The organism is Mycobacterium sp. 94-17 (assembly GCF_035617725.1).
GTDB lineage: Bacteria > Actinomycetota > Actinomycetes > Mycobacteriales > Mycobacteriaceae > Mycobacterium.
In genome coordinates this window covers 26,164-46,150 of sequence record NZ_JAPIYN010000013.1, presented here as the reverse complement: position 1 = coordinate 46,150, position 19,987 = coordinate 26,164, and the positions used below count along the sequence as shown (strand labels likewise).

18 protein-coding genes and 2 pseudogenes are annotated in these 19,987 nt (G+C 66.9%); 12 read left to right on the top strand and 8 right to left on the bottom strand.

All coding sequences use genetic code 11. The features are described 5' to 3' along the window. Window positions 1-9: 9 nt before the first annotated feature. From OQ789_RS16075 to OQ789_RS16060, 4 genes are read right to left on the bottom strand one after another with little or no spacing between them, the layout of a single operon-like run. Window positions 10-1,674 carry an acyl-CoA synthetase gene (locus OQ789_RS16075; RefSeq protein ID WP_324687100.1) on the bottom strand — a complete coding sequence of 555 codons (1,665 nt, stop codon included), beginning with the start codon at window positions 1,672-1,674 and terminating at the stop codon, window positions 10-12. Window positions 1,675-1,682: 8 nt separating this feature from the next. After that, window positions 1,683-2,303, bottom strand: coding sequence for a PaaI family thioesterase (locus OQ789_RS16070; RefSeq protein WP_324686984.1), 621 nt, complete (start codon window positions 2,301-2,303; stop codon window positions 1,683-1,685). Then, window positions 2,300-2,929, bottom strand: coding sequence for an isochorismatase family protein (locus tag OQ789_RS16065; protein WP_324686983.1), 630 nt, complete (start codon window positions 2,927-2,929; stop codon window positions 2,300-2,302). The genes OQ789_RS16070 and OQ789_RS16065 overlap by 4 nt, the downstream gene beginning before the upstream one ends. Then, complete coding sequence (locus OQ789_RS16060) at window positions 2,926-3,933, bottom strand: Rieske 2Fe-2S domain-containing protein (protein WP_324686982.1); 1,008 nt, start codon at window positions 3,931-3,933, stop codon at window positions 2,926-2,928. The genes OQ789_RS16065 and OQ789_RS16060 overlap by 4 nt, the downstream gene beginning before the upstream one ends. Window positions 3,934-4,016: 83 nt before the next feature. On the opposite strand from OQ789_RS16060, the gene OQ789_RS16055 reads away from it, so the two are divergent. From OQ789_RS16055 to OQ789_RS16035, 6 genes and pseudogenes are all read left to right on the top strand, one after another. Then, entirely contained in the window at window positions 4,017-4,487 is a 471-nt protein-coding gene (locus OQ789_RS16055; RefSeq protein ID WP_324686981.1) for a nuclear transport factor 2 family protein, read from the top strand. After that, window positions 4,474-4,635 (top strand): annotated as a pseudogene (locus OQ789_RS26025) (NAD(P)-binding protein); the annotation flags it as partial. The gene OQ789_RS16055 and the pseudogene OQ789_RS26025, both read left to right, overlap by 14 nt. 51 nt (window positions 4,636-4,686) lie before the next feature. Further along, window positions 4,687-4,887 (top strand): annotated as a pseudogene (locus OQ789_RS26020) (cyclohexanone monooxygenase); the annotation flags it as partial. Between the two features lie 18 nt (window positions 4,888-4,905). After that, window positions 4,906-6,051 (top strand): PHB depolymerase family esterase, encoded by a 1,146-nt coding sequence (locus OQ789_RS16045; RefSeq protein WP_324686979.1) that lies wholly within the window; start codon window positions 4,906-4,908, stop codon window positions 6,049-6,051. Then, window positions 6,051-6,431, top strand: coding sequence for a nuclear transport factor 2 family protein (locus tag OQ789_RS16040; protein ID WP_324686978.1), 381 nt, complete (start codon window positions 6,051-6,053; stop codon window positions 6,429-6,431). The genes OQ789_RS16045 and OQ789_RS16040 overlap by 1 nt, the downstream gene beginning before the upstream one ends. Then, window positions 6,428-7,537, top strand: coding sequence for a TIGR03857 family LLM class F420-dependent oxidoreductase (locus OQ789_RS16035; RefSeq protein WP_324686977.1), 1,110 nt, complete (start codon window positions 6,428-6,430; stop codon window positions 7,535-7,537). The genes OQ789_RS16040 and OQ789_RS16035 overlap by 4 nt, the downstream gene beginning before the upstream one ends. Window positions 7,538-7,571: 34 nt before the next feature. Here OQ789_RS16035 and OQ789_RS16030 read toward each other — a convergent pair whose 3' ends face one another. Continuing rightward, a complete protein-coding gene (locus OQ789_RS16030) occupies window positions 7,572-9,068 on the bottom strand; it encodes an acyl-CoA carboxylase subunit beta (RefSeq protein ID WP_324686976.1) in 1,497 nt (498 codons plus the stop codon). A gap of 96 nt (window positions 9,069-9,164) precedes the next feature. Here OQ789_RS16030 and OQ789_RS16025 point away from each other — a divergent pair, with 96 nt between their 5' ends. From OQ789_RS16025 to OQ789_RS16015, 3 genes are all read left to right on the top strand, one after another. Continuing rightward, a complete protein-coding gene (locus tag OQ789_RS16025; protein ID WP_324686975.1) occupies window positions 9,165-10,187 on the top strand; it encodes an LLM class F420-dependent oxidoreductase in 1,023 nt (340 codons plus the stop codon). Between the two features lie 11 nt (window positions 10,188-10,198). Next, window positions 10,199-11,419: a cytochrome P450 gene (locus OQ789_RS16020; protein WP_324687099.1), complete on the top strand. Its 1,221-nt coding sequence runs from the start codon at window positions 10,199-10,201 to the stop codon at window positions 11,417-11,419. Between the two features lie 89 nt (window positions 11,420-11,508). Next, window positions 11,509-11,649: a hypothetical protein gene (locus OQ789_RS16015; RefSeq protein WP_324686974.1), complete on the top strand. Its 141-nt coding sequence runs from the start codon at window positions 11,509-11,511 to the stop codon at window positions 11,647-11,649. Window positions 11,650-11,668: 19 nt separating this feature from the next. On the opposite strand, the gene OQ789_RS16010 is transcribed toward OQ789_RS16015, so the two are convergent. Continuing rightward, entirely contained in the window at window positions 11,669-12,826 is a 1,158-nt protein-coding gene (locus OQ789_RS16010) for a Zn-dependent alcohol dehydrogenase (protein WP_324686973.1), read from the bottom strand. Next, window positions 12,823-14,055, bottom strand: a complete 1,233-nt coding sequence (locus tag OQ789_RS16005) for a cytochrome P450 (protein WP_324686972.1) — start codon at window positions 14,053-14,055, stop codon at window positions 12,823-12,825. The genes OQ789_RS16010 and OQ789_RS16005 overlap by 4 nt, the downstream gene beginning before the upstream one ends. Window positions 14,056-14,387: 332 nt before the next feature. On the opposite strand from OQ789_RS16005, the gene OQ789_RS16000 reads away from it, so the two are divergent. The 3 genes from OQ789_RS16000 to OQ789_RS15990 all read left to right on the top strand — a co-directional run bounded on the left by OQ789_RS16000 (window position 14,388) and on the right by OQ789_RS15990 (window position 17,959). Further along, on the top strand, window positions 14,388-15,347 hold the full coding sequence (locus tag OQ789_RS16000) for an alpha/beta hydrolase (RefSeq protein ID WP_324686971.1): 960 nt from the start codon (window positions 14,388-14,390) through the stop codon (window positions 15,345-15,347). Between the two features lie 214 nt (window positions 15,348-15,561). Further along, entirely contained in the window at window positions 15,562-16,713 is a 1,152-nt protein-coding gene (locus OQ789_RS15995) for an acyl-CoA dehydrogenase family protein (protein WP_324686970.1), read from the top strand. Window positions 16,714-16,723: 10 nt separating this feature from the next. After that, window positions 16,724-17,959 (top strand): acyl-CoA dehydrogenase family protein, encoded by a 1,236-nt coding sequence (locus OQ789_RS15990; protein WP_324686969.1) that lies wholly within the window; start codon window positions 16,724-16,726, stop codon window positions 17,957-17,959. Here the strand turns inward: OQ789_RS15990 and OQ789_RS15985 are convergent. Next, window positions 17,956-19,923: a SpoIIE family protein phosphatase gene (locus OQ789_RS15985; protein WP_324686967.1), complete on the bottom strand. Its 1,968-nt coding sequence runs from the start codon at window positions 19,921-19,923 to the stop codon at window positions 17,956-17,958. The two genes, OQ789_RS15990 and OQ789_RS15985, sit on opposite strands and share 4 nt — an antisense overlap. Window positions 19,924-19,987 lie beyond the last annotated feature (64 nt).

Here is a 19,987-nt window from a genome sequence, read left to right as displayed (position 1 = left end):
CAGGACAGGTCAGCCATTCACCGCTTGTTCGCGCGCCCAACGGTAGTCGGCCTTGCCCGACGGGCTGCGCTCGATGACCGGACGGAAGACGATCGCTTTGGGGAGCTTGTAGCGTGCCAGCGTCTGCGCGGCATGGGCCACCAACTCCGCGGGCTCCGCGCCGGCGCCGGGGGCGAGGGCGACCACGGCCACGACCTCCTGGCCCCACCGCTCGCTGGGCCGGCCGGCGACGACCACGTCTGCCACCGCGGGATGCGACGCGATGGCCGTCTCCACCTCCTCGACGAAGATCTTCTCGCCGCCGGAGTTGATGGTCACCGAATCGCGGCCCAGCAACTCGATGTGCCCGCCGTCGTGGTGGCGGGCCCGGTCGCCCGGCACGGCGTACCGGACGCCGTCGATTACCGGAAAAGTCTTGGCGGTCTTGGCCGCATCACCCTTGTAGCCCAGTGGGACATAGCCCCGCTGCGCCAGCCAGCCCATCCCGTCGTGGCCGGGTGCCAGCAGTGCGGTCAGGTCCTCGGCCGCCACGAAAGTGTCCGGCCCGGCGTTGAAGGTGCCGGTCGCCACCGCCCCCGACGTCGACATGTGATGCATCTGCGCCCCCGTCTCCGACGATCCGACGCCGTCGATGACGACGGCGTTCGGCAGCGTTTCGATCAAGCGTTGCTTGACGTACGGCGTGAGCAGCGCACCGCCGTTAGCGACGACCGCCAGCGACGACACGTCGGCGGTTCCCTTCTCGATGGCCCTTTCAATTTCCAAGATCAGCGGGCGGGCCATCGCATCGCCGACCACGGTGACCACCATGACCTTTTCCCGCCCGATGGTGCGCACCACGTCGTCGGCATCCAGGTGATCGACGACGGTGGGAAAGACGACGGTCTGTCCGGTGGTGATCGCGGTCATCACGCTCCACTGGGCCGCGCCGTGGATCAGCGGGGGCAGAATCATCAGCTTGGTGCCCGGGCCCGATGCGGCGCGTTCGACGATCTCCTCGATGGAACTCGACGGCTCGCCGGTCACCAGATTCCGGCCGCCGAAAGATGTCATGAAGATGTCGTGCTGGCGCCACAACACGCCCTTCGGCATCCCCGTCGTGCCACCGGTGTACAGGACGTACAGGTCGTCCGGGGAATGCTGCACCGGCGGCGGCTCCGGGGACACCGATGCCAGAGCGGCTTCGTAATCAACTGCGCCGTACAGCAATTCGTTGCCCGAGTCGTCGGCGATCTGGATAAGCACCCGCAGGTCTGGCAGATCCGGGAGGATCTCGGCGACTCGCGGTGCGAACGCGGCGTGGTAGAGCAGCGCGGTTGCCCCCGCGTCCGCCAGCAGGTACTGCAACTCGTTCTTGACGTAGCGGAAATTGACGTTGAACGGGGCGACCCGCGCCTCGAAGCTACCCAGCAACGCCTCGACGAATTCGTTCCCGTTGTAGGCGTAGAGCCCGAGCAGGTCTTGGCCCACCTCGTGGCCGCCCAGCGCCGAACGTTCGGTGTGACAGCCCAACCCTTGCGAGTGCAGATACGCGGCCAGCCGGTGGGAGCGTTCGATCACCTGCTGATAGCTGTAGCGGCGGTCGCCCTGGATGATCAGCTCTCGATCGGGGATCGCGGCGGCGACGGCCTTCGCGACGGCCGGGACCGTGAATGTTGTTGTGCTGTCGGACATCATGCCTCTCACGGCTGGTGGGGCAGCAAACGGACCATCAGGCCGTTGGCTTCGCTGAGCAGGGTTTCATCAGCAGCTGTCATAGTAGCGTCAATGAAAACCTTTCTGCCGTCGACGTCGATGATCCGGCCGTGAGCGGTGAGTGGCTGGTCGATGGGGGTGATGCTGCGGAAGTCGACGTGCAGGTAGGCCGTGCGCGTCGGCCGGATCTTCGCCGTGGTCACGACCATGCCGAACAGCCAGTCGTAGAACAGCGGGATCATGCCGCCGTGCACGGCCCCGTTCCCGCCGATGTGCGCGGTGCTGAAGTGGCCGGCCATCCGCACGCCGTCGGGGCCGGACTCGGTCATTTGCCACGGTGGCATCAGGGGATGGGCCAGCCCGGGCAGGCTCAGCACCCGGCCGGCCACCGCTTCGGTCTCCGGGACCTGGTGGTCGTCCAGCACCGCGCAGGCGTTCTCCAGGTGGGCGGTCGCGGCGGCCCAGGCCGACGGGTCGGGCTTGGTGGACACGGTCAGGTCCTGCAGGCGGCGCAGCGCGGCGACGAACGGCCCCAATTCTCCGGGCGCGTCCTCGACGGGTCGGACGTCTGGGAATCCGCCACGAACTTCCGGCGCTGTCTCGGTCATCGCGCTTCCTCGTCCCAGCCCCGAAGCAGATCGTCGGTGCTGGTGATGGTGGCCAGCAGCGACAGCGTGTTGGCGATCATCGCTGCACCATAGTCGGAGGGTATGCCGGCCACCGCGTCGCGGGGGACCACCACCCGGTAGGCGGCGTTGACGGCGTCCATGACGAGATTGGGTATCGCAATGTTCAGCGAAACACCGACCACGACCACCGTTGACACCCCGAGATTGCGCAGCACCGCGTCCAGATCGGTGCCGCCCATCGGGCCCACGCCGTGCCAGCGGCGCAACACGAGATCCGAAGGCTCCGGCCCCAATTCGGGTAGCAATTCCGCGCCCGGCGTGCCGGGCGTGATGTCCACCCGGTTGCCGCCGCCCATCGCGAAGATCTTCGCGTTGTGGTTCGAGCCCAACCCGTCGGGCCGCCGCCGCACCAGGCAGTGCACGACGCGCACTCCGGCCGCCCGGGCCGCGGGGAGCAGGCGCGCGATGTTGGGGAGTGCCTCGCGGCGGGCTTCCTGCGCGAGCATTGCCAGCCCCGCGTCGGGACCCATCACCGCGCCCTGACACTCCTGGGTGACGATCGCGGTGTGCTCGGGTGTAACCAACCCGGCCAGCCGGTTTGTCATGCCGGCGCGCCGACCGGCTCGACGTCGTAGAATTGCGCCGCCCATTTCCTCAGCGCCATATAGCCTTTCGCGTCGGTCTTGGACAGCGCGGGGTGTTCCACGTACTTCTGGTACCGCCAGATCTGCAGATCGTCGAATACGGTGGACAGGAACTGCCTCTCGATGACCTCACGCAGTTCGCCTTCCGGGACCGCTGCTGTGTCCCCGGGGCGTCTGGGCCACCAGATCGAATAGAACAGGTCCGAACACCCGTCGTCGACCGGCGTACAGGTGAAGATCAACCGATGATTCTGCGCGCCCTCGAAGACGCTGATCGCGCCGCCGAGGCCGAACAAGTGGCTGTGGAACCGCAACGCGAGATCGTTCGGGCTGTCGCTGCGCGCATCGGGCCAGCCCGCGATGAACCGCCATTCGTGGTCGACGATTCTCCAGTCCAGCACCCGGGGCGTCACGGTGGCGTGGTGTACGTACTCGAAATGAGCGCTGTCGGGGGCGTTTTCGGCCACGATCTGCGGATGGACCGGTTCGCGCTCGGCCCGCCGGGAGAACTCGGGGTACGCCCGGTAGTACGCCGCCGGATCGGTCTCGAACTGCGGGAACTTGAGGAAGATGTCCGGCATTTCCCACTGCGGCTCCTTGCCGTCCGGGTGATGCCAGACGAACACGCAGTCGTACTGCTCGCGTGCGGGGTAGACCTTGAGCCGCAGCCCACGGTTGGGCCGGTCCGGTTGGTAGGGGATGTATCGGTTGGTACCGTCCGGGCCCCACCGCCACCCGTGGAAGGGGCATTCGACGCAGTCGCCGATCACCTTGCCGCCGTGGCCGATGTGGGCACCGAGGTGTTTGCAGTGGGCCTCCAGCACGTGCAGTACGCCCTGTTCGTCGCGGTAGGCCACCAGGTCCTCGCCGAAATAGTGCAGGGGGCGGACCTCGCCGACGGGAAACTCCGGGGACCAGCCGACCATGAACCAGCCGGTGACCTTCCAGGTGAACGGGACTTTCACCGCAGCGCCTCCCGTGATCGTTGATACTAAATTCGTTACAGTATAGATTTCAGCAGTTCGGCCCGTGCGCGGCAAGGAGCGATATGACGACAGCGGCTGACGAGCTGGAAGCCATCCGGCAGCTCAAGGCGCGCTACTGCAGATTCCTGGACACCAAGGACCTGGCGTCCTGGCGCGAGGTGTTCACCCAAGACGTGGTCGTCACCCTGGACATGGCGGTGTCCACCGGCGGAGCCGACGCTGCGACCGCCGCCCCCATCGAAGGCGTCGACAACTTCGCGCCGGTGGTGATGGGCGGCCTCGAGGGGGTGGCAACCAAACATCACTGCCACACTCCCGAGCTCACCCTGACGTCGCCCAGCACCGCGACCGGCATCTGGGCGATGGAGGACCTGCTGATCTTCGGCTCGACCAATGGGAAGGCCCGCGAGTTGTACGGCGCCGGGCACTATCACGAGACCTACGAGAAGCGCGACGGCGCGTGGCGGATCAAGAGCCTGCATCTGACCCGAACCATCCTGAGGATGACCGGCGGTGACGATGGCGGAACCTGATACCCCGTTGGACGTGCTCGTCATCGGCGCCGGATTCTCCGGGCTGTGCATGCGGCATCGGCTGCGCCGGCTCGGCCCGCGCACCCGACTGCTGGAGATGGCCGAAAACGTCGGGGGCACCCGGCTTTTCAACCGATACCCAGGTGCGCGGTGCGACATCGAGAGCATCGAATACTCCTACAGCTTCTCCGGCGAGATTCAGCAGAAGTGGGTCGATCATGCCACCGCGCTCGTTGCCCCGACGGTGTTGGTTCACCCGTCCTGCAACTCCTGGTACCACGGTGGCAATGTGCCCGGCAAGAAACGGATGTACATGGGGTACACCGGCGGATTACGGGAACACCGGCGCCGTTGCGACGAAATCGCGGCCGCCGGATACACCGGGTTCACGCCGGCTTAGCTGGTGAAGGTGAGCGACATGGCGAAGGCATTTGGCGGACTGAGCCTGGCCAAAGATGTGGCCCGCGAATTGGGAATGCTGATGCCGCGCACGGTGACCGGGCTGCACGAGTCGACCGGCTGGGCGCCGCTGTCGGCGCGGGGCGCGCGGCAGTTCGGCGAGGCGATGCTCGACGAGCTGGTGCTGAGCGGCTTTTCGCTGTTGGGCGGAAGTGCCGCGGCGATGCGGCCACTGGATGCGTGCACCGCGGCGGCCGAGGAACTCTCGTCGCTGGGCATCGAGCGGGCGCACGCCGAGCCGAAACCGCTGCGGGCGACCTCAATCCGGAAGCGCGGCGTCGCGGGTCTGGCGTACGAGCGGATGACCTTCGAGCATGACCCGGGGCTGCCGGCCACGCTGGAGGCCGACGGCCTCGGCGGCCCGGCGCGGGCGGTGGTGCACCTGTGCCGGCATCACGACGGGCCGCGGCCGTGGCTGGTCTGGGTGCACGGCGCCGGCCAGGGCGGCACCGAGGACCTGTTGCTGTCCCGGATCGGACGGATACATCACAAGCTGGGATTCAACGTCGCGCTGCCGGTACAGCCCGGCCATGGTTGCCGGCGGCGCGAATGGCCGGCCTATCCCGACATGGATCCGTTGGGCAATGTGGCGGGAATGATGCGCGTGGTGTCCGAGGTGCGCGCCGTGGTGCGCTGGGTGCGGCCGCAAGCCACTGCCATTGTGGTGGCCGGGATTTCGATGGGGAGCCCGGTGGCCGCGCTCGTTTCCCACCTGGAGAAGCAGATCGACGCGGTCGCCCTCTACACGCCGATCCTGGGACTCAACGCGATGATCGCGCGGCACCTGAAGCGGCGGGGCGCATCCCGTCAGGGATTTCGCGAATTGCTGGAATCGCCTGTGGTCACCCAATTGACCTCGGTGATCGACCCGCTGGCGGCGACACCGTCTCCGCCGCCGGAGCGCCGGCTCATCGTGGGGGCGTGGCATGACCGGATGGCGATGCGCGAGCCCGCCGATGCATTGCAGGAGCGCTGGGGCGGCCAACTGTACTGGTACGACGGCAGCCATGTCGGGCACATCTTCTCGCGCCGCGTGCAGCGCATCACCGACCGATTCCTGCGCGACCTGGCGGCGCGAACGCCGGACGACGTGGTGCCCGACTGATGGCACCCCGATCGACCGCGCGAAGGGTGGTCGAGCTCTACAACCTGGTCGTGTGGAACGAGCGCAACATCGACATGGCCGACGAACTGTTGGCCGACAGCGTGATTCGGCACGAGGTCGGCGGGGCGCGGACGCTGACCCACGCCGAAGCGGTGCAGCGGGTGGTGGACATGTGGCAGGCGGTCGATTCGCTGCGGTTCGACCTCAACGTCGTGGTCGAAGGCGACGACGGCGAGCATGTGGCGATCGTCTACGACTCGGTGATCACCACGAGGGACGGCACCGAGACCAACATCGCCAGCATCGAGGTGTTCCGCGTCGTCGATGGCAAGATTGCCGAGGTTTGGAACTGCGGCTACCAGCAAGGGGTTTGGAATTGACCGACCGTGCGCTCGATGAATTGGGTTTCTACCTGCTGGCCGGCGCCGGTGGCGAGGGGCCTGCAACCTTGATGGACGAGGCCCGTCGTGGCGAGGAACTCGGGTTCGGCACCGCCTTCATCTCCGAGCGGTGGAACGTCAAGGAGGCGTCGTCTCTGGTCGGGGCGGCCTGCGCGGTGACCAGCCGGATGCAAATCGCGACCGCCGCAACCAATCACAACACCCGTCATCCCCTCATCACCGGGTCGTGGGCGACCACGATGCATCGGCTGTCCGGCGGCCGGTTCACCTTGGGTGTCGGCCGCGGTATCGCCGCGATTTACGGGGCCTTCGGCATCCCCGCGGTGACGACTGCGCAGATGGAGGACTGGGCTCAGGTCATGCGCCGGCTCTGGCACGGAGAGCTGATCTTCAATCACGACGGCCCGATGGGCAAGTACCCCATCCTGTTTCTCGATCCCGACTTCAACGAAGACATTCGGCTGGCGCTGGTGGCTTTCGGGCCCAACACGCTCGCGCTCGGGGGGCGCGTGTTCGACGACGTCATATTGCACACGTATTTCACGCCGGAAACCCTGCAGCGCAGTGTCAACACCGTGAAGTCAGCCGCGGAGAAGGCCGGACGCGATCCCGACAGCGTGCGGGTGTGGTCGTGCTTCGCCACCGTCGGCGACCACCTGCCCGAAGAACTGCGGCTGAAGAAGACCGTCGCGCGTCTGGCCACCTATCTGCAGGGCTACGGCGATCTGCTGGTCGAAACCAACAATTGGGATCCCGCTGTGCTGCAACGATTCCGGGAGGATCCGGTGGTTACCTCGATCGCGGGCGGGATCGACCACAAGGGCACGGCCGAGCAGATCGAACACATCGCGACGCTGATTCCCGACGAATGGCTCGCTCCCTCGGCCACCGGGTCAGCGCAGCATTGTGTGGATCGCATCCGCAAGGAATTCGAGTACGGGGCCGACGCGGTCATCATGCACGGCGCCACGCCCGACGAGCTCGAGCCGATCGTCGCGGCCTACCGCGCGGGGGATCAGGGGAGTTGCCCGCCTCGCAGCGACTGCTCATCGCCTCGGGGGACGCCCCACGAAGGCTGTCGCTAAAAGGCGGGCAACAGCCACTGTGCCCGCGCGCGGCTCACGGCATGATGACGGTGCGCAACACCGGCTCGGCGGCGGCCTGCCGCGCCGACAGGCCCCGAAGCAGGGAGCTCAGCAGTGCGTCGCGTGTCTCGCGGGGGTCGATGAGTTCGTCGAATCCCATGTTCTCGGCCGACCGGAAGGACGCCTGCAGTTCGGCGTCGCGCAGCTTGACCGAGAGGTCTTCGCCGGCGTGTGACGCCCGGCTCAGCGCCGCGGCGCTCATGGCGCCCATCGTCGCGCCGGGGTACGCGAAGGTCGCGACCTGATGGTCGAAGCCCAACAGCGACATGACCATCGAGCCGAACCCATACGCCTTGCGCAGCGTCAGGTGCAGCTTCAACGTGGTGGCGGCCGTCTGCGCGGCGAACATTCGCGCGCCCGCGCGCAGCACCCCGGTGCGCTCCGAGCGGCTGCCGGGCAGCATGCCGGGATTGTCGGCGAGAAAGACGATGGGCAGGTGGAACGAATCGGCCACCATGATGAAGTGCGCGGCCTTGTCGGCGGCGTCGGCGTCAATGGAGCCGGCCAGCACCTGAGGCTGGTTGGCCACCACCGCAACCGGATGGCCGCCGAGGCGGGCGAGCGCGCAGATGATCGCCTTGCCGAACTGCGGCTGCACCTCGAACCAATCGGGGCTGTCGAAGACCACATCGAGCACCGCCCGCATGTCGTAGACGCGGCGGTTGTCCCGCGACACGATGTCGAGCAGCTCCGGCGTCGGCCGCGGCCGGCCGCCCTCGTCGGCGGGTGGCGACGGCGGGTAGGACCACGCACTCGACGGGAAGTACGACAGATAGCGCCGGACATCGTCGAGGACGGCCTCGTCATCCTCGGCGACGTTGTGGATCACCCCGCTGGGCAACGCAACGGTCGGCCCACCGAGGTCTTCCTTCGAAATCTCTTCTCCGGTGGACTCTTTGACGACGGGCGGTCCGGCGGTGAAGATCGCGCCCTGCCTGCTCATGATCCGGAAATCGCAGACGGGGGCCACCAGTGCGCCGTGTCCGGCCGAGGGGCCGAGCACGGCCGCGACGGTCGGGACGCGGCCGGAGCACTGCGCCTGGGCGAGCAGGTCGGTGGGGGTACGTCCGTAATGGCCGCCGGTGGGGCGAAAGCCGGCACCTTCGAGCAGCATCACCAGCGGAATCTTGTCTCGCAGCGCTAATTCGGCGATGCGATACCGCTTCGAGTTGCCGCCGGGTCCGATGCTGCCCGCCATGGTGGTGAAGTCCTCGGCGCCCAGCATCACCGGTGAGCCGTTGATCGTGCCCGAACCGACCACCAGGCCGTCGGCCGCGATCTCGCCACCGACCAGGGTGCCGATTTCGCGGAACGTGCCCGGATCGAGGAGGTACCGGATGCGTGCGCGGGCGTCCAACTTGCCCTTGCCGCGATGCTTGTCGAGCCGCTCCGGCCCGCCCATGTCCCACGCCTGCTGACGGCGACGCTCGAGATCGTCGAGCGTCTCTCCCCAATCCTGGGCTTTCGGCATGTCTATGTCCTACCTCATGGAGATTCGTCCCGCGACGTGTCCCATGGCGGGGATTGCAGGGTCACATACTGGATTGCTTACTGTAAAGTTACCCGCATGCCTGACGCCACCCGCCTCAAGGTCGACGGGGGCATTCCCAACCGGCTCGCCCACGCGGGCGGGGCGGCTACCGCTCTCGAAGAGCAGGGGTACGACGGGGGATGGACGGCAGAGACCAATCACGACCCCTTCCTCCCGCTGCTGCTCGCCGCCGAATACACCACTCGGCTCGAACTCGGCACCAACATCGCGGTGGCGTTCGCGCGTAATCCGATGGTCGTCGCCAACATCGCCTGGGACCTACAGGCGTACTCGAAGGGCCGGTTCATCCTCGGGCTGGGCACGCAGATCCAGCCGCACATCGAGAAGCGGTTCAGCATGCCGTGGAGCCATCCGGCGCGCCGGATGGCCGAATTCGTGTCCGCGCTGCGTGCGATCTGGTCGGCTTGGACGGACGGCACCAGGCTTGGGTTCGAGGGCGATTTCTACACCCACAAGATCATGACCCCGATGTTCACCCCTGAGCCGCAGCCATATCCGCCGCCGAAGATCTTTCTGGCCGCCGTCGGTGAAACGATGACCGAGATGTGCGGCGAGGTTGCCGACGGTCACCTGGGGCACCCGATGGTCTCTCGGCGCTACCTCGACGAGGTGACGATGCCCGCGTTGCTACGCGGCATGCGATGCAGCGGCCGGGGTCGCCGCGACTTCGAGGTGGCATGCGAAGTCCTCGTCGCCACCGGCCGCGACGACGCCGAATTGGCCACCGCCACCGCGGCGGTGCGCAAGCAGATCGCCTTCTATGGCTCGACGCCGGCCTACCGCAAGGTCCTCGACCTGCATGGGTGGGGCGAGCTGCAGACCGAACTGCACCGCCTGTCGCTGGCGGGGGAGTGGGACGCGATGGGGTCGCTCATCGACGACGAGATGCTTGCGGCTTTTGCGCTCGTCGGACCGCTCGACACCATTGCCGCCGGGCTCAAGGGGCGTTGTGAAGGCGCGGTCGACCGTGTCCTGCCCATCTTCTTGACCGCTTCCGCACCCTGTATCGCCGCCGCATTAAAGGAGTTTCATCAGTGAGCGCACCGACGATGGACGACGCCGCGCGGTTATTGGCGGACCCGCTGGCCTACACCGACGAGACGCGGTTGCACGCGGCGCTGACGCACCTGCGCGCGCACGCCCCGGTGTCCTGGGTCGACGTCCCGAACTACCGGCCGTTCTGGGCGATCACCAAACATGCCGACATCATGGACATCGAACGCGAGAACATGCTCTTCACCAACTGGCCGCGGCCCGTGCTGACGACCGCGGAGGGCGACGAGATGCAGGCCGCCGCCGGGGTGCGCACGCTGATCCATCTCGACGACCCGCAGCACCGGGTGGTGCGCGCGATAGGATCGGACTGGTTTCGCCCAAAAGCGATGCGGGCGTTGACGGTTCGCGTTAACGAACTGGCCAGGACTTACGTCGACAAGATGATGGCGACCGGTCCCGAATGCGACTTCGTTCAGGAGGTCGCGGTCAATTACCCGCTCTACGTGATCATGTCGCTGCTGGGGCTGCCCGAAGCCGACTTTCCGCGCATGCTCGAGCTCACCCAGGAGCTGTTCGGCAGCGATGATTCCGAATTCAAACGCGGCTCCTCGACCAACGATCAACTGCCGGCTTTGCTCGATATGTTCCAATACTTCAACGGGGTGACCGCGGCACGGCGTGAGCATCCGACCGAGGACTTGGCGTCGGCGATCGCCAACGCTCGCGTCGACGGCGAGCCCCTTTCGGACATCGACACCGTCTCTTACTACCTGATCGTGGCCACGGCCGGCCACGACACCACCAGCGCGACCATTTCCGGCGGCCTGCAGGCTCTCATCGAGAATCCGGACCAGCGCCACCGCCTGCGCGACAACCTCGACATGATGCCACTGGCGACCGAGGAGATGATCCGCTGGGTGACGCCGGTCAAGGAGTTCATGCGTACCGCCGCCACGGACACCACCGTGCGTGGAGTGCCCATCGCCGCCGGGGATTCGGTGCTGCTGTCCTATGTTTCGGCCAACCGCGACGAGGATGTCTTCGATGACCCCTTCCGCTTCGACGTCGGCCGCGACCCCAACAAGCACCTGGCCTTCGGCTACGGTGTGCACTTTTGCATGGGCGCCGCGTTGGCCCGCATGGAGGTCAGCAGCTTCTTCTGCGAGCTGCTGCCCCGGCTCAAATCCATTGAACTGACCGGAGACCCGCAACTGGTCGCCACCACCTTCGTGGGCGGACTCAAGCATCTGCCGGTTCGGTACTCGCCGGCGTGAGCGCGGCGACCCCTTTCGATCGCGGGTCCTGACGCTTCGGCGGCCGTCGCCACACTGCCCCGGCACAGGGCGCCGATCAGCTGGTCTGGTTGGCGACGAGCGTGCCCGGTGTCGACTGGGCGCCCGGCGAGTATTACGCGAAAGGCAAAGTCGGCAAAGCTAATCGGGCCGCCAACGATGCCGTCCTGGCGCGCCGACTGTGGGAGCACACCATGGCCAGGCTGGCTTAGAGCGTCAGCGCGGAGACGGTCAACCGACGCCGAAATCGATGATGCCCCGGACGATCTTGCCGTTCAGCAGGTCGTCGTAGGCGTCGTTGACCTCGTCGAGGTGATAACGCCTGGTGATCATCTCGTCGAGCTGCAGCTGGCCGGTCTCATAGAGCCGGGCCAGCCTGGCGATGTCGGCCTTCGGGTTGCACGACCCGAATACGGTGCCCGCCAACGTCTTGTTCATCAGGATGAATTCCTGCAGATCGATTTTGACCGATCGGGTCAACTGCGACGTCATGCCGGTCAACACGCAGGTTCCGCCCTTGCGGGTGAGTTTCACCGCATCACGCACGTCCTCCGGGGTGATCAACGACGGCGACACCACCACCGCGTCGGCCATCACCCCGTATGTCAAACCCCGTACCAAATCCATCGCCTCGTCGATCGTTGCCGCGCTGTGCGTCGCGCCGAACTGCAGTGCCGACTTCTGTTTGAAGTCAACCGGATCCACCGCGACGATTCGGGCGGCGCCGTTGATCCGGGCGCCCTGGATCGCGCCCGTGCCGATCCCACCGACACCGATCACCGCGACGGTGTCGCCGGCGCGCATGTTCGACCGGTTGGTGACCGAACCGTAACCCGTTGGAATGGCGCAGGACAGCAGCGCGCTCGAGGTCAGCGGCAGGTGCGGTTCGATCTTCACCAGCGAATGCGTCGACACCACCGTGTGTTCGGCGAAGGCGCCGATCTTGGCGATATGGCCGAGGTCGCGTCCGTCGGCGGTGTGGTGTCGGAACGTGCCGTCCGTCGGCATCCCGGGGATCATGGTGCCGATGCCGACGTCGCAAAGGTACTCGATTCCGCTTGCGCACCACCGACATTGGCCGCACACGGCCACGAATGACATCACCACGTGGTCGCCCGGCGCGAAGTCGGTGACACCGGGCCCCACCTCGCGCACGATGCCCGAGCCCTCGTGACCCCCGATCGTCGGGAACATCGTGGGCAGCCCCATCGATCGCATCACCTCGTTGGGCGCCGACATGTCGCCCTTGAGGATGTGGTCGTCGGAGTGGCACAAACCGGCGGCGGCCATCTGCACCAGCACCTCGCCGGCCTTGGGGGGATCGAGCTCGAATTCCTCGACAGACCAGGGGCCGCCGACGTCGTGCAGGATCGCTGCGCGGCTTTTCATGCGGCGGGCACGAACGTCACCGGAAGCTTGTTCGGTGACCGGAAGGTGAGCCCGACGATCTTGGATTCCTCCCCGGTTCCGTCGTCGGCCGCGAACTCGAGGTTATCCACGCGATCTAACAGGCTGGTCAGCATGACCCGCGTTTCCAGCCGGGCCAGGTGCATCCCGAGGCACATGTGGATGCCGCCGGCGAAGGCGATGTGGGATTGCCGGGGCCGGCGGACGTCGAATGTGTCGGGATCGGTCCAGCGTTTCTCGTCGCGGTTGGCCGAGCCCATACACATGTCGATCTGGGCTTCGGCCGGAATGGTCTTGCCGCCGATTTCGACCTCCTCGGTCGTGGTCCGCATGACCATGGTCAGCGGTGTCTCGTACCGTAGCCCCTCCTCGATCGCCATCGGGATCAAGGACCGGTCCTGGTTGACCATCGCCAATTGCTCGGGGTGCGTCAGCAGCAGGTACAGCAGATTGCCCGACGAGCGATAGGTGGTCTCCAGGCCGGCCGGCAGGAGCAGCCGCAAGAAGGCGATGATGGCGTCGTCGGTGAGTTTCTCCCCGTCGATCTCGGCGGCCACCAGGTCGCCGATGATGTCATCGGTGCGCCTGCGCCGGCGCTGCTCGACTTGTTTGAGGAAGTAGTCGTACAGCTCCGTGGCGGCGTTGAGTCCCGCCACGATGTCGGTCGGGATCGAGATCAGGTCGAGGGACAGCCGCCGGAAGAGGTCGAGGTCCTCGGCGGGCAGACCAAGCAGCGTCGAGATGATGCGCGTGGGGAATTCGAAGGTCAACGCCTTCACCAGATCGGCATGGCCGTCGTTCTTGATCTCGTCGACCAGTTGCTCGCAGACCGGCCCGATGACCGACGGCTCCCAGCGTTCCAGCGCGGTCGCCCGGAACGCCTTGGCCACCAGGTTGCGATGGTCGTGGTGCTCTCTGCCGCCCATCGCCAGGATGGTGTGTCCCATCACCAGCCCGATCGTCTTGTCGTAGGCGGCCGACGTGAAGATCCTGTCGTCGCGAAAGGCTTGAAATACACCGTCGTAATCGAACAGGACCCACTCGTCACTGGGCCGCAGCTCTTCCGGCAACTGGGTGTTATCGCTCAGCGAACCGTGCCACACCGGGTCGGTGTGGCGCATGTGGTGGAAGAACGGGTATGGGCTGGTTTCTCCGGTGAAATCGAGTGAGGGTACGACGGGCTGACCGTTCGGGTCAGTGCTGAGCGTCATCAGCGCTCCTCCTGAACAACCGATAAGGCCGTTGGCACGGACCGGATTACGAGTGCCCGCGAAATCCACGGCGGGTGTGACCGAGCGGAAAATAGCTATCATAGTATAGATAGCAACGAAGCCCAATGGTCGGATCGCCGGGCCCGGCGGCGTGCGATCGCCTCGTTCGGTGGGCCACGGGTCAACCGCGTCCGCTGTGTTCGTTTCGCGGTACCGAGCACCTCGTGTGTGATCGCCTAAAAGTGCACGTCTAGGTTGTAAGGGTCTTCGGAAAGGGCGCACCTTCCGCGACCGCCGATGAGCCCGCAGCACAGCCCGAACAAAGAGTTGACATGACACAGACGAACCTGGCCCGGCCGCATGGCCTCAACCGCATCGATCCGGTGCTGCGCGCCGCGGCCGTGGAGTTGGGCGCCTTCGAATTCCGTACCGAGACACTGCAGGCCGAGCGGGAACACGCCGATGTGCTGGCGGCGCAGCGCGCCGCGGCGGCGGACACGACTGGCGTCCGGATCGATTCGCGATCCATCGCGGGACCGGACGGTCGACAGCTGGGCCTGCGCTTATATCGCGGTAGCACCGAATCCCGCGCCCCGGTGGTGGTGTACGCCCACGGCGGCGCGTTCGTCACCGGGAACCTGGAGACCGACCATGCGCACTGCGTGGAACTGGCCCGCGACGGGGGCTGCCTGGTGGTGTCGGTCGATTACCGGCTGGCCCCGGAGAATCCGTGCCCGGCGGCGCTCGATGATGTCGAGGCGGCCTTCCGCTACGCCGTCGACAACGGCGCGGAGCTGGACGCCGACGCAGGCCGCATCGCGGTGATGGGCCGCGATGCCGGCGCGGCACTGGTCGCCGGGCTGACCCAGCGCATGTTCGACGAGGAGGGCCCGGCGATCCTGATGCAGATCCTGCACCAGCCGATGCTCGATTCCGACGCCACGCCGTCGCGCCGCGAATTCCAGCGGACCCCCGGTCTGAACGGGCCGGCCGTCAGCCGGGCGTGGAACCACTACCTCGGCCACCCCAGCGCCAACGGTCAGCACGTTCCCGCGCACCGCGCCAATCTCGAAGGCCTGCCGCCCACGTTCGTCAGCTGCTCGGAGATCGATCCATGCCGCGACGAGGCGATCGACTACGCCAACCGGTTGCTGCACGCGTACGTCCACACCGAATTGCACGTGATCGCCGCGGCCTTCAACGGCTTCGACTCGATGGTCCCCGATTGGGTTGTTTCGCAGGAGAATCGGGCGCTGCACGCGCAGGCCGTGCGCCGCGTGTTCGCCATGTAGCCCGCATGCCGGTAACCCGTCGGTCTGGCGTCTCCCGTGGTCTCCCGTGGTCCAAGCGCCCGTCCCCGTCCGACCTCCGGTATCTCTTACCGTATTGCGCGTTGCTAACATCGGAATCCAGCCAACCGAGGACGATCGGGCGGATGATCGAACACCCGGACCATTTCCGTTGCAGCCGCAGCGATCGCATGTCAAGAAGGATTCCCTCGGCACGATGACTACCCTCGACTCTCCCGAAAAGGTCCTCTTCACCTCGACCACCCAGGCGTTTCTGGAGAAGGAAGCGCCGCTGCGCCGGGTGCGGGAGCTGCACGCCGCGGGCACGTCGTTCGACCCCGCGTGGTGGCATCGGGCCGCGGATCTCGGCTGGACGAGTCTGCTGGTACCGGAGGAGTTGGGCGGCGGGAGCGTTTCGGAGGACGGCTTCGCCGATTTGGCGATGGTCGCCGAGCAGCTCGGCAAGACCGTGGCACCCGGACCGCTGTACCCGGTCAGCGTCGTGCTGACCGGGCTTGTCGAGTGCACGAACTCCGACGAGCATGCGGACTCCATCGAGGCGCTGATATCGGGTGAGGCCGTGGCGTCGTGGGCGGTGTGCGAGCCGGGCGCGGGCTGGGCGCCGCTGCAACCGTCGGTCACGGCCACCGAAACCGACTCCGGTTACCGCATCGACGGTGTCAAGGATCGCGTCGAGGCGGGCGCCCAGAGCGCGGCGTTGCTGGTGGTGGCGCGCAGCGGCGCCGACCCCGCCGAGATTCGTCAATTCCTTGTTCCGGCGGACGCGCCCGGTGTCCGGGTCGAGCCCCAGCAATCGGTCGACCTCGTCAAGCAGTATGCCCGGGTGCGCTTCGACGGCATCGTGGTGCCGCGGTCGGCGGCGGTCGGCACCGCCGACGAAACGGCCGCGCTCGTCGACCGACAGAGCCAGATCGCCCAGGTGCTGCAATGCGCCGAGGTGGTCGGGGCCCTGCAGACGGTGTTCGACCTGACCGTGCAGTGGGCGCTGGACCGGCACACGTTCGGCCGCCCGTTGGCGTCGTACCAGGCGCTCAAACACAAATTCGCCGACATGAAGCTCTGGCTGGAAGCCTGTCGCGCCACCACCTCGGCCGCGATTGCCGCCGTGGGGGCCCGGGCGCCCGACGCGAGTCTGACGGCCAGCATCGCCAAGTCGTACGTCGGCGAGATGGCGGGCCAGATCGTCCAGGCGTGTGTGCAGATGCACGGCGGCATCGGCGTCACCTGGGAACACGACCTGCACCTGTACCTTCGTCGAATCACTTTGTACCGCGGCATGTTCGGCACGCCGGAGGAACACAATCTGCGCGTATACGAGTCCGAGAAAGAGGGTCGTTCGGCGAGATGACGACTATCCGATGACGTCGACGGAATCCGTTGCTCAGTTCGCTGCCCGGGCCAGGGCGTGGCTGGCGGACAACATGCCCGCCATCGACAGTGCGGCCCCGCCGGCCGCGCCGCGTGACGACGAACGGTCGTGGCTGCGGGCGAGGGAACTGCAAAAGCGCTTGTATGACGGTGGATTCGCCGGCATCTGCTTTCCCCGCGAATACGGCGGCCTCGGGTTGGACTACGAGTACCAGAAGGCCTTCGACACCGAGTCCCTGAACTACGAAATGCCATTGATTTTGAACACCCCGACGTTCGCCATCTGCTGCGCCACGCTGCTCGACACCGCCGGGGAGGAGCAGAAGCGCCAGCATATCGCCGCGGCGCTGCGCGGCGAGGAAGTGCTGGTGCAGCTGTTGAGCGAGCCCAGCGGCGGATCGGACCTGGCGGGTGTCCTGACCCGGGCCGAGCGGCGTGGTGACCGCTGGATCATCAACGGCGCCAAGACCTGGAGCACGAGCGCGTTCGCGGCCGATTACGGCCTGTGTCTGGCCCGCACCGACTGGGACGCGCCCAAGCACGAGGGCTTGACGATGTTCCTGGTGCCCATCGCGCATCCGGGAATCACGTTGCGCCACATCACAATGCTCAGCGGCTCGACCGAATTCTGCGAGGAGTTCCTCGACGGTGTCGACGTGGGAGACGACGCCGTGGTCGGGGAGGTCGACGGTGGCTGGGCGGTCGCGTCGCGGCAGCTGTATCACGAACGCCGGGCGGTGGGTCAGGGGTCCGAATTCGCCAGCGGCAGCGGTAGCGAGGGCGGCAATACGATTCCGGTCGACTACGTGGCGCTCGCGGAGCAGACCGGGCAAGCCGATGACGAGCGCGTGCACGAGATGGCCGGTCGCGCCCTGGTGCACCGCGCGGTCTCCGAGCAACTGATCGGTCACGTGTATCGCAGCGTCAGGGACGGTGTGTTGCCGCCGGCCGCCGGAACGCTGATCAGACTGTTTCACGCCGAGACCACAACTACCGCCGTCGATACCGCGCTGGCGATCGCGGGAAGCGCCGGCGTGGTGGGGGAGCGGGGCGCCGGGCTCGAAGCGGGGCTACGGTATCTGTCCCGGCAGACCGTCGCCATCGGCGGCGGCACGACGGAGATGGCCCGCAACGTCATCGGCGAGCGGGTCCTGGGCTTTCCCCGGGAGTACGCCGCCGACCGCGGGGTGCCGTTCAACCAAGTGCGGCACGGCGACCGCGCCTAGCCTTCGGCGACGAGGTTCTCGGCGAGACCGCCGACCACCGGGAGCTGCACCAGCGACAAGACGTGGTGCGCGGGGCTTCCCGGCGGGGCTACCAGCACGTACTCGGCGCCCTGCCGCAGCGCTCGCTCGCGCGCGGCGGCCAGCGCGCTGACGCCCGCGGATCCGAGGTGGGTGACGGCGGTGAGATCGACGGTCACTGGTGCGATGCCGGAACGGCTTTCCACTGCGATCTGACGGTCCAGAGCGGATGCGGTGTTGGAGTCGACGTCCCCGCTGACCACGATGCGGCCCGGCTCGCTGACCTCAGAGGCAAATTCTGAAGTGGCCGAACGTTGTTCGGTTGCCCGGGCGACCACTGAGTCGGTGACGAAATTCGCCGGTCGTGAGAGTCGGTGCGTCACGGTGGCGGTCGTCCCGTCGGCTCCATGACTGACATGCGCCTCCGAAACCAGGGCCTCGGCCATCGCGAGGCCGCGGCCGCGGCCCGTCTCGCCCTCGCGGTGATCCTTCCACCGCCCACGGTCGGCCACCGACGCGTGCAGCATGCCGTCACCGGACAGCGCGGCCTCGACGACGATGCCGTCGGCGACCTCGGCGGCGTAGCCGTGCTCGACGGCGTTCTCGACGAACTCCGACATGGCGTGCACCACATCGGAGATGTCGTCGGTGTCGGCGCCGATGTCCGACAGCCATTGGCGCAACCGGCCGCGCATCGTGCGTGCGGTCCAGATCGTCGCATCCAGCGTCAGGTGCAGCGGTGCGGGCGGTGTGCGGCGTTGCACCGCAAGAAGTGTCACATCGTCGCTGTAGCCCGTCGAACGGAGCAGCAATTCCAGTGTCTCCGAACAGATTCGGTCGATCGGCCGTTCCGAAGTCTCGATGACGAAGCCGCGCTGGCCCCCTACGATGTTCGCGGTCAGCTCGGCGAATTCGGCGGTGCTGGCGCCCAACGGCCTGCCGGGTCTTTCGATCAGGCCGTCGGTGTACAGCAGGATCGAGTCGGCCACGTCGAGGAATTCGGTGCGTACCGGAAAACCGGTGCCGCTGCCGAGTGGACCCGCGCCGGACGGCTCGAGATAGCGCGCGGTCGCGTCCGCCGTCACCAGCAGCGGCGGCGGGTGTCCGGCGGTGCAGTAGCGAAATTCGCCGGTGCCGAAGTCGAGCGAGCCGACGCAGATCGTGGCCGTGTTCGAACCGGGAACGTGCTTGCGGAATCGGTCGACCGCCTCCAGCGCCTCGGCGATCGGATAGCCCGCCACGACCTGCATCCGCAGCGCAGTCTGCAACTGCGACATCACCGCCGCCGCTTCGACGCCGTGGCCGACGACGTCTCCGACCACCAGCACCAGCCGGTCCCCCAGGGGTATCGCGTCGAACCAGTCGCCGCCGGCGGCGGTGTCCTCCGCAGCGACGAGATACTGGGCGCTCACGTCCGCGCCGGGGACGATGGGCACCGACGGTGCCAGCAGCGCCTGCTGCATGACGGTGGCGGAATCGCGGACGTTGCGATACCGCTCGGACAACTCCTGGAGGCGTGCTTCGGCGGCCACGCGCGCTTGCACCCGGCTCGTGACGTCGGTGAAGGCCAGCTGTACGCCCTCGATCGAGCCGTCCTGCGCGCGCCGGGGTGTGACGATGAAGTCGAAGAAACGCTCCTGGGCGTGGCCCGCGCCTTCGAAGTCGGCCTGCACCCGCCACTCGATGCCCGTTTGGGGTTCGCCCGTTTCATACACGCGGTCGAACATCTGAAAAATCTGTTGGCTCTCCAGTTCGGGATAAACCTCGCGCGCAAGAAGCCCAACGGGGTCAATCGGCGGGCCGAGTGCGCGGTAAGCCGCATTGACCGCGATAAATCTGTGGTCGGGTCCTTCGAGCCCGACCAACAGCGTAGGGACATTTTCGAAGACGCGGCGTACGTCGTCTGCCGCACCGACGGTTCTGTCCCAGTCCTTCTCGGCTACCATCTGGCGCCGTCCTCCTAGCGGGCTCCGAGCGGCCCGCAAAGTAGGCCGAGTGGGAAACCGGGTC

Coding starts and splice junctions, on each gene's coding strand:
- OQ789_RS16075 (WP_324687100.1), bottom strand. CDS start 1,674: ATGTCCGACAGCACAACAACATTCACGGTCCCGGCCGTCGCGAAGGCC.
- OQ789_RS16070 (WP_324686984.1), bottom strand. CDS start 2,303: ATGACCGAGACAGCGCCGGAAGTTCGTGGCGGATTCCCAGACGTCCGA.
- OQ789_RS16065 (WP_324686983.1), bottom strand. CDS start 2,929: ATGACAAACCGGCTGGCCGGGTTGGTTACACCCGAGCACACCGCGATC.
- OQ789_RS16055 (WP_324686981.1), top strand. CDS start 4,017: ATGACGACAGCGGCTGACGAGCTGGAAGCCATCCGGCAGCTCAAGGCG.
- OQ789_RS16045 (WP_324686979.1), top strand. CDS start 4,906: ATGGCGAAGGCATTTGGCGGACTGAGCCTGGCCAAAGATGTGGCCCGC.
- OQ789_RS16040 (WP_324686978.1), top strand. CDS start 6,051: ATGGCACCCCGATCGACCGCGCGAAGGGTGGTCGAGCTCTACAACCTG.
- OQ789_RS16030 (WP_324686976.1), bottom strand. CDS start 9,068: ATGCCGAAAGCCCAGGATTGGGGAGAGACGCTCGACGATCTCGAGCGT.
- OQ789_RS16025 (WP_324686975.1), top strand. CDS start 9,165: ATGCCTGACGCCACCCGCCTCAAGGTCGACGGGGGCATTCCCAACCGG.
- OQ789_RS16020 (WP_324687099.1), top strand. CDS start 10,199: ATGGACGACGCCGCGCGGTTATTGGCGGACCCGCTGGCCTACACCGAC.
- OQ789_RS16010 (WP_324686973.1), bottom strand. CDS start 12,826: ATGAAAAGCCGCGCAGCGATCCTGCACGACGTCGGCGGCCCCTGGTCT.
- OQ789_RS16005 (WP_324686972.1), bottom strand. CDS start 14,055: ATGACGCTCAGCACTGACCCGAACGGTCAGCCCGTCGTACCCTCACTC.
- OQ789_RS16000 (WP_324686971.1), top strand. CDS start 14,388: ATGACACAGACGAACCTGGCCCGGCCGCATGGCCTCAACCGCATCGAT.
- OQ789_RS15995 (WP_324686970.1), top strand. CDS start 15,562: ATGACTACCCTCGACTCTCCCGAAAAGGTCCTCTTCACCTCGACCACC.
- OQ789_RS15990 (WP_324686969.1), top strand. CDS start 16,724: ATGACGTCGACGGAATCCGTTGCTCAGTTCGCTGCCCGGGCCAGGGCG.
- OQ789_RS15985 (WP_324686967.1), bottom strand. CDS start 19,923: ATGGTAGCCGAGAAGGACTGGGACAGAACCGTCGGTGCGGCAGACGAC.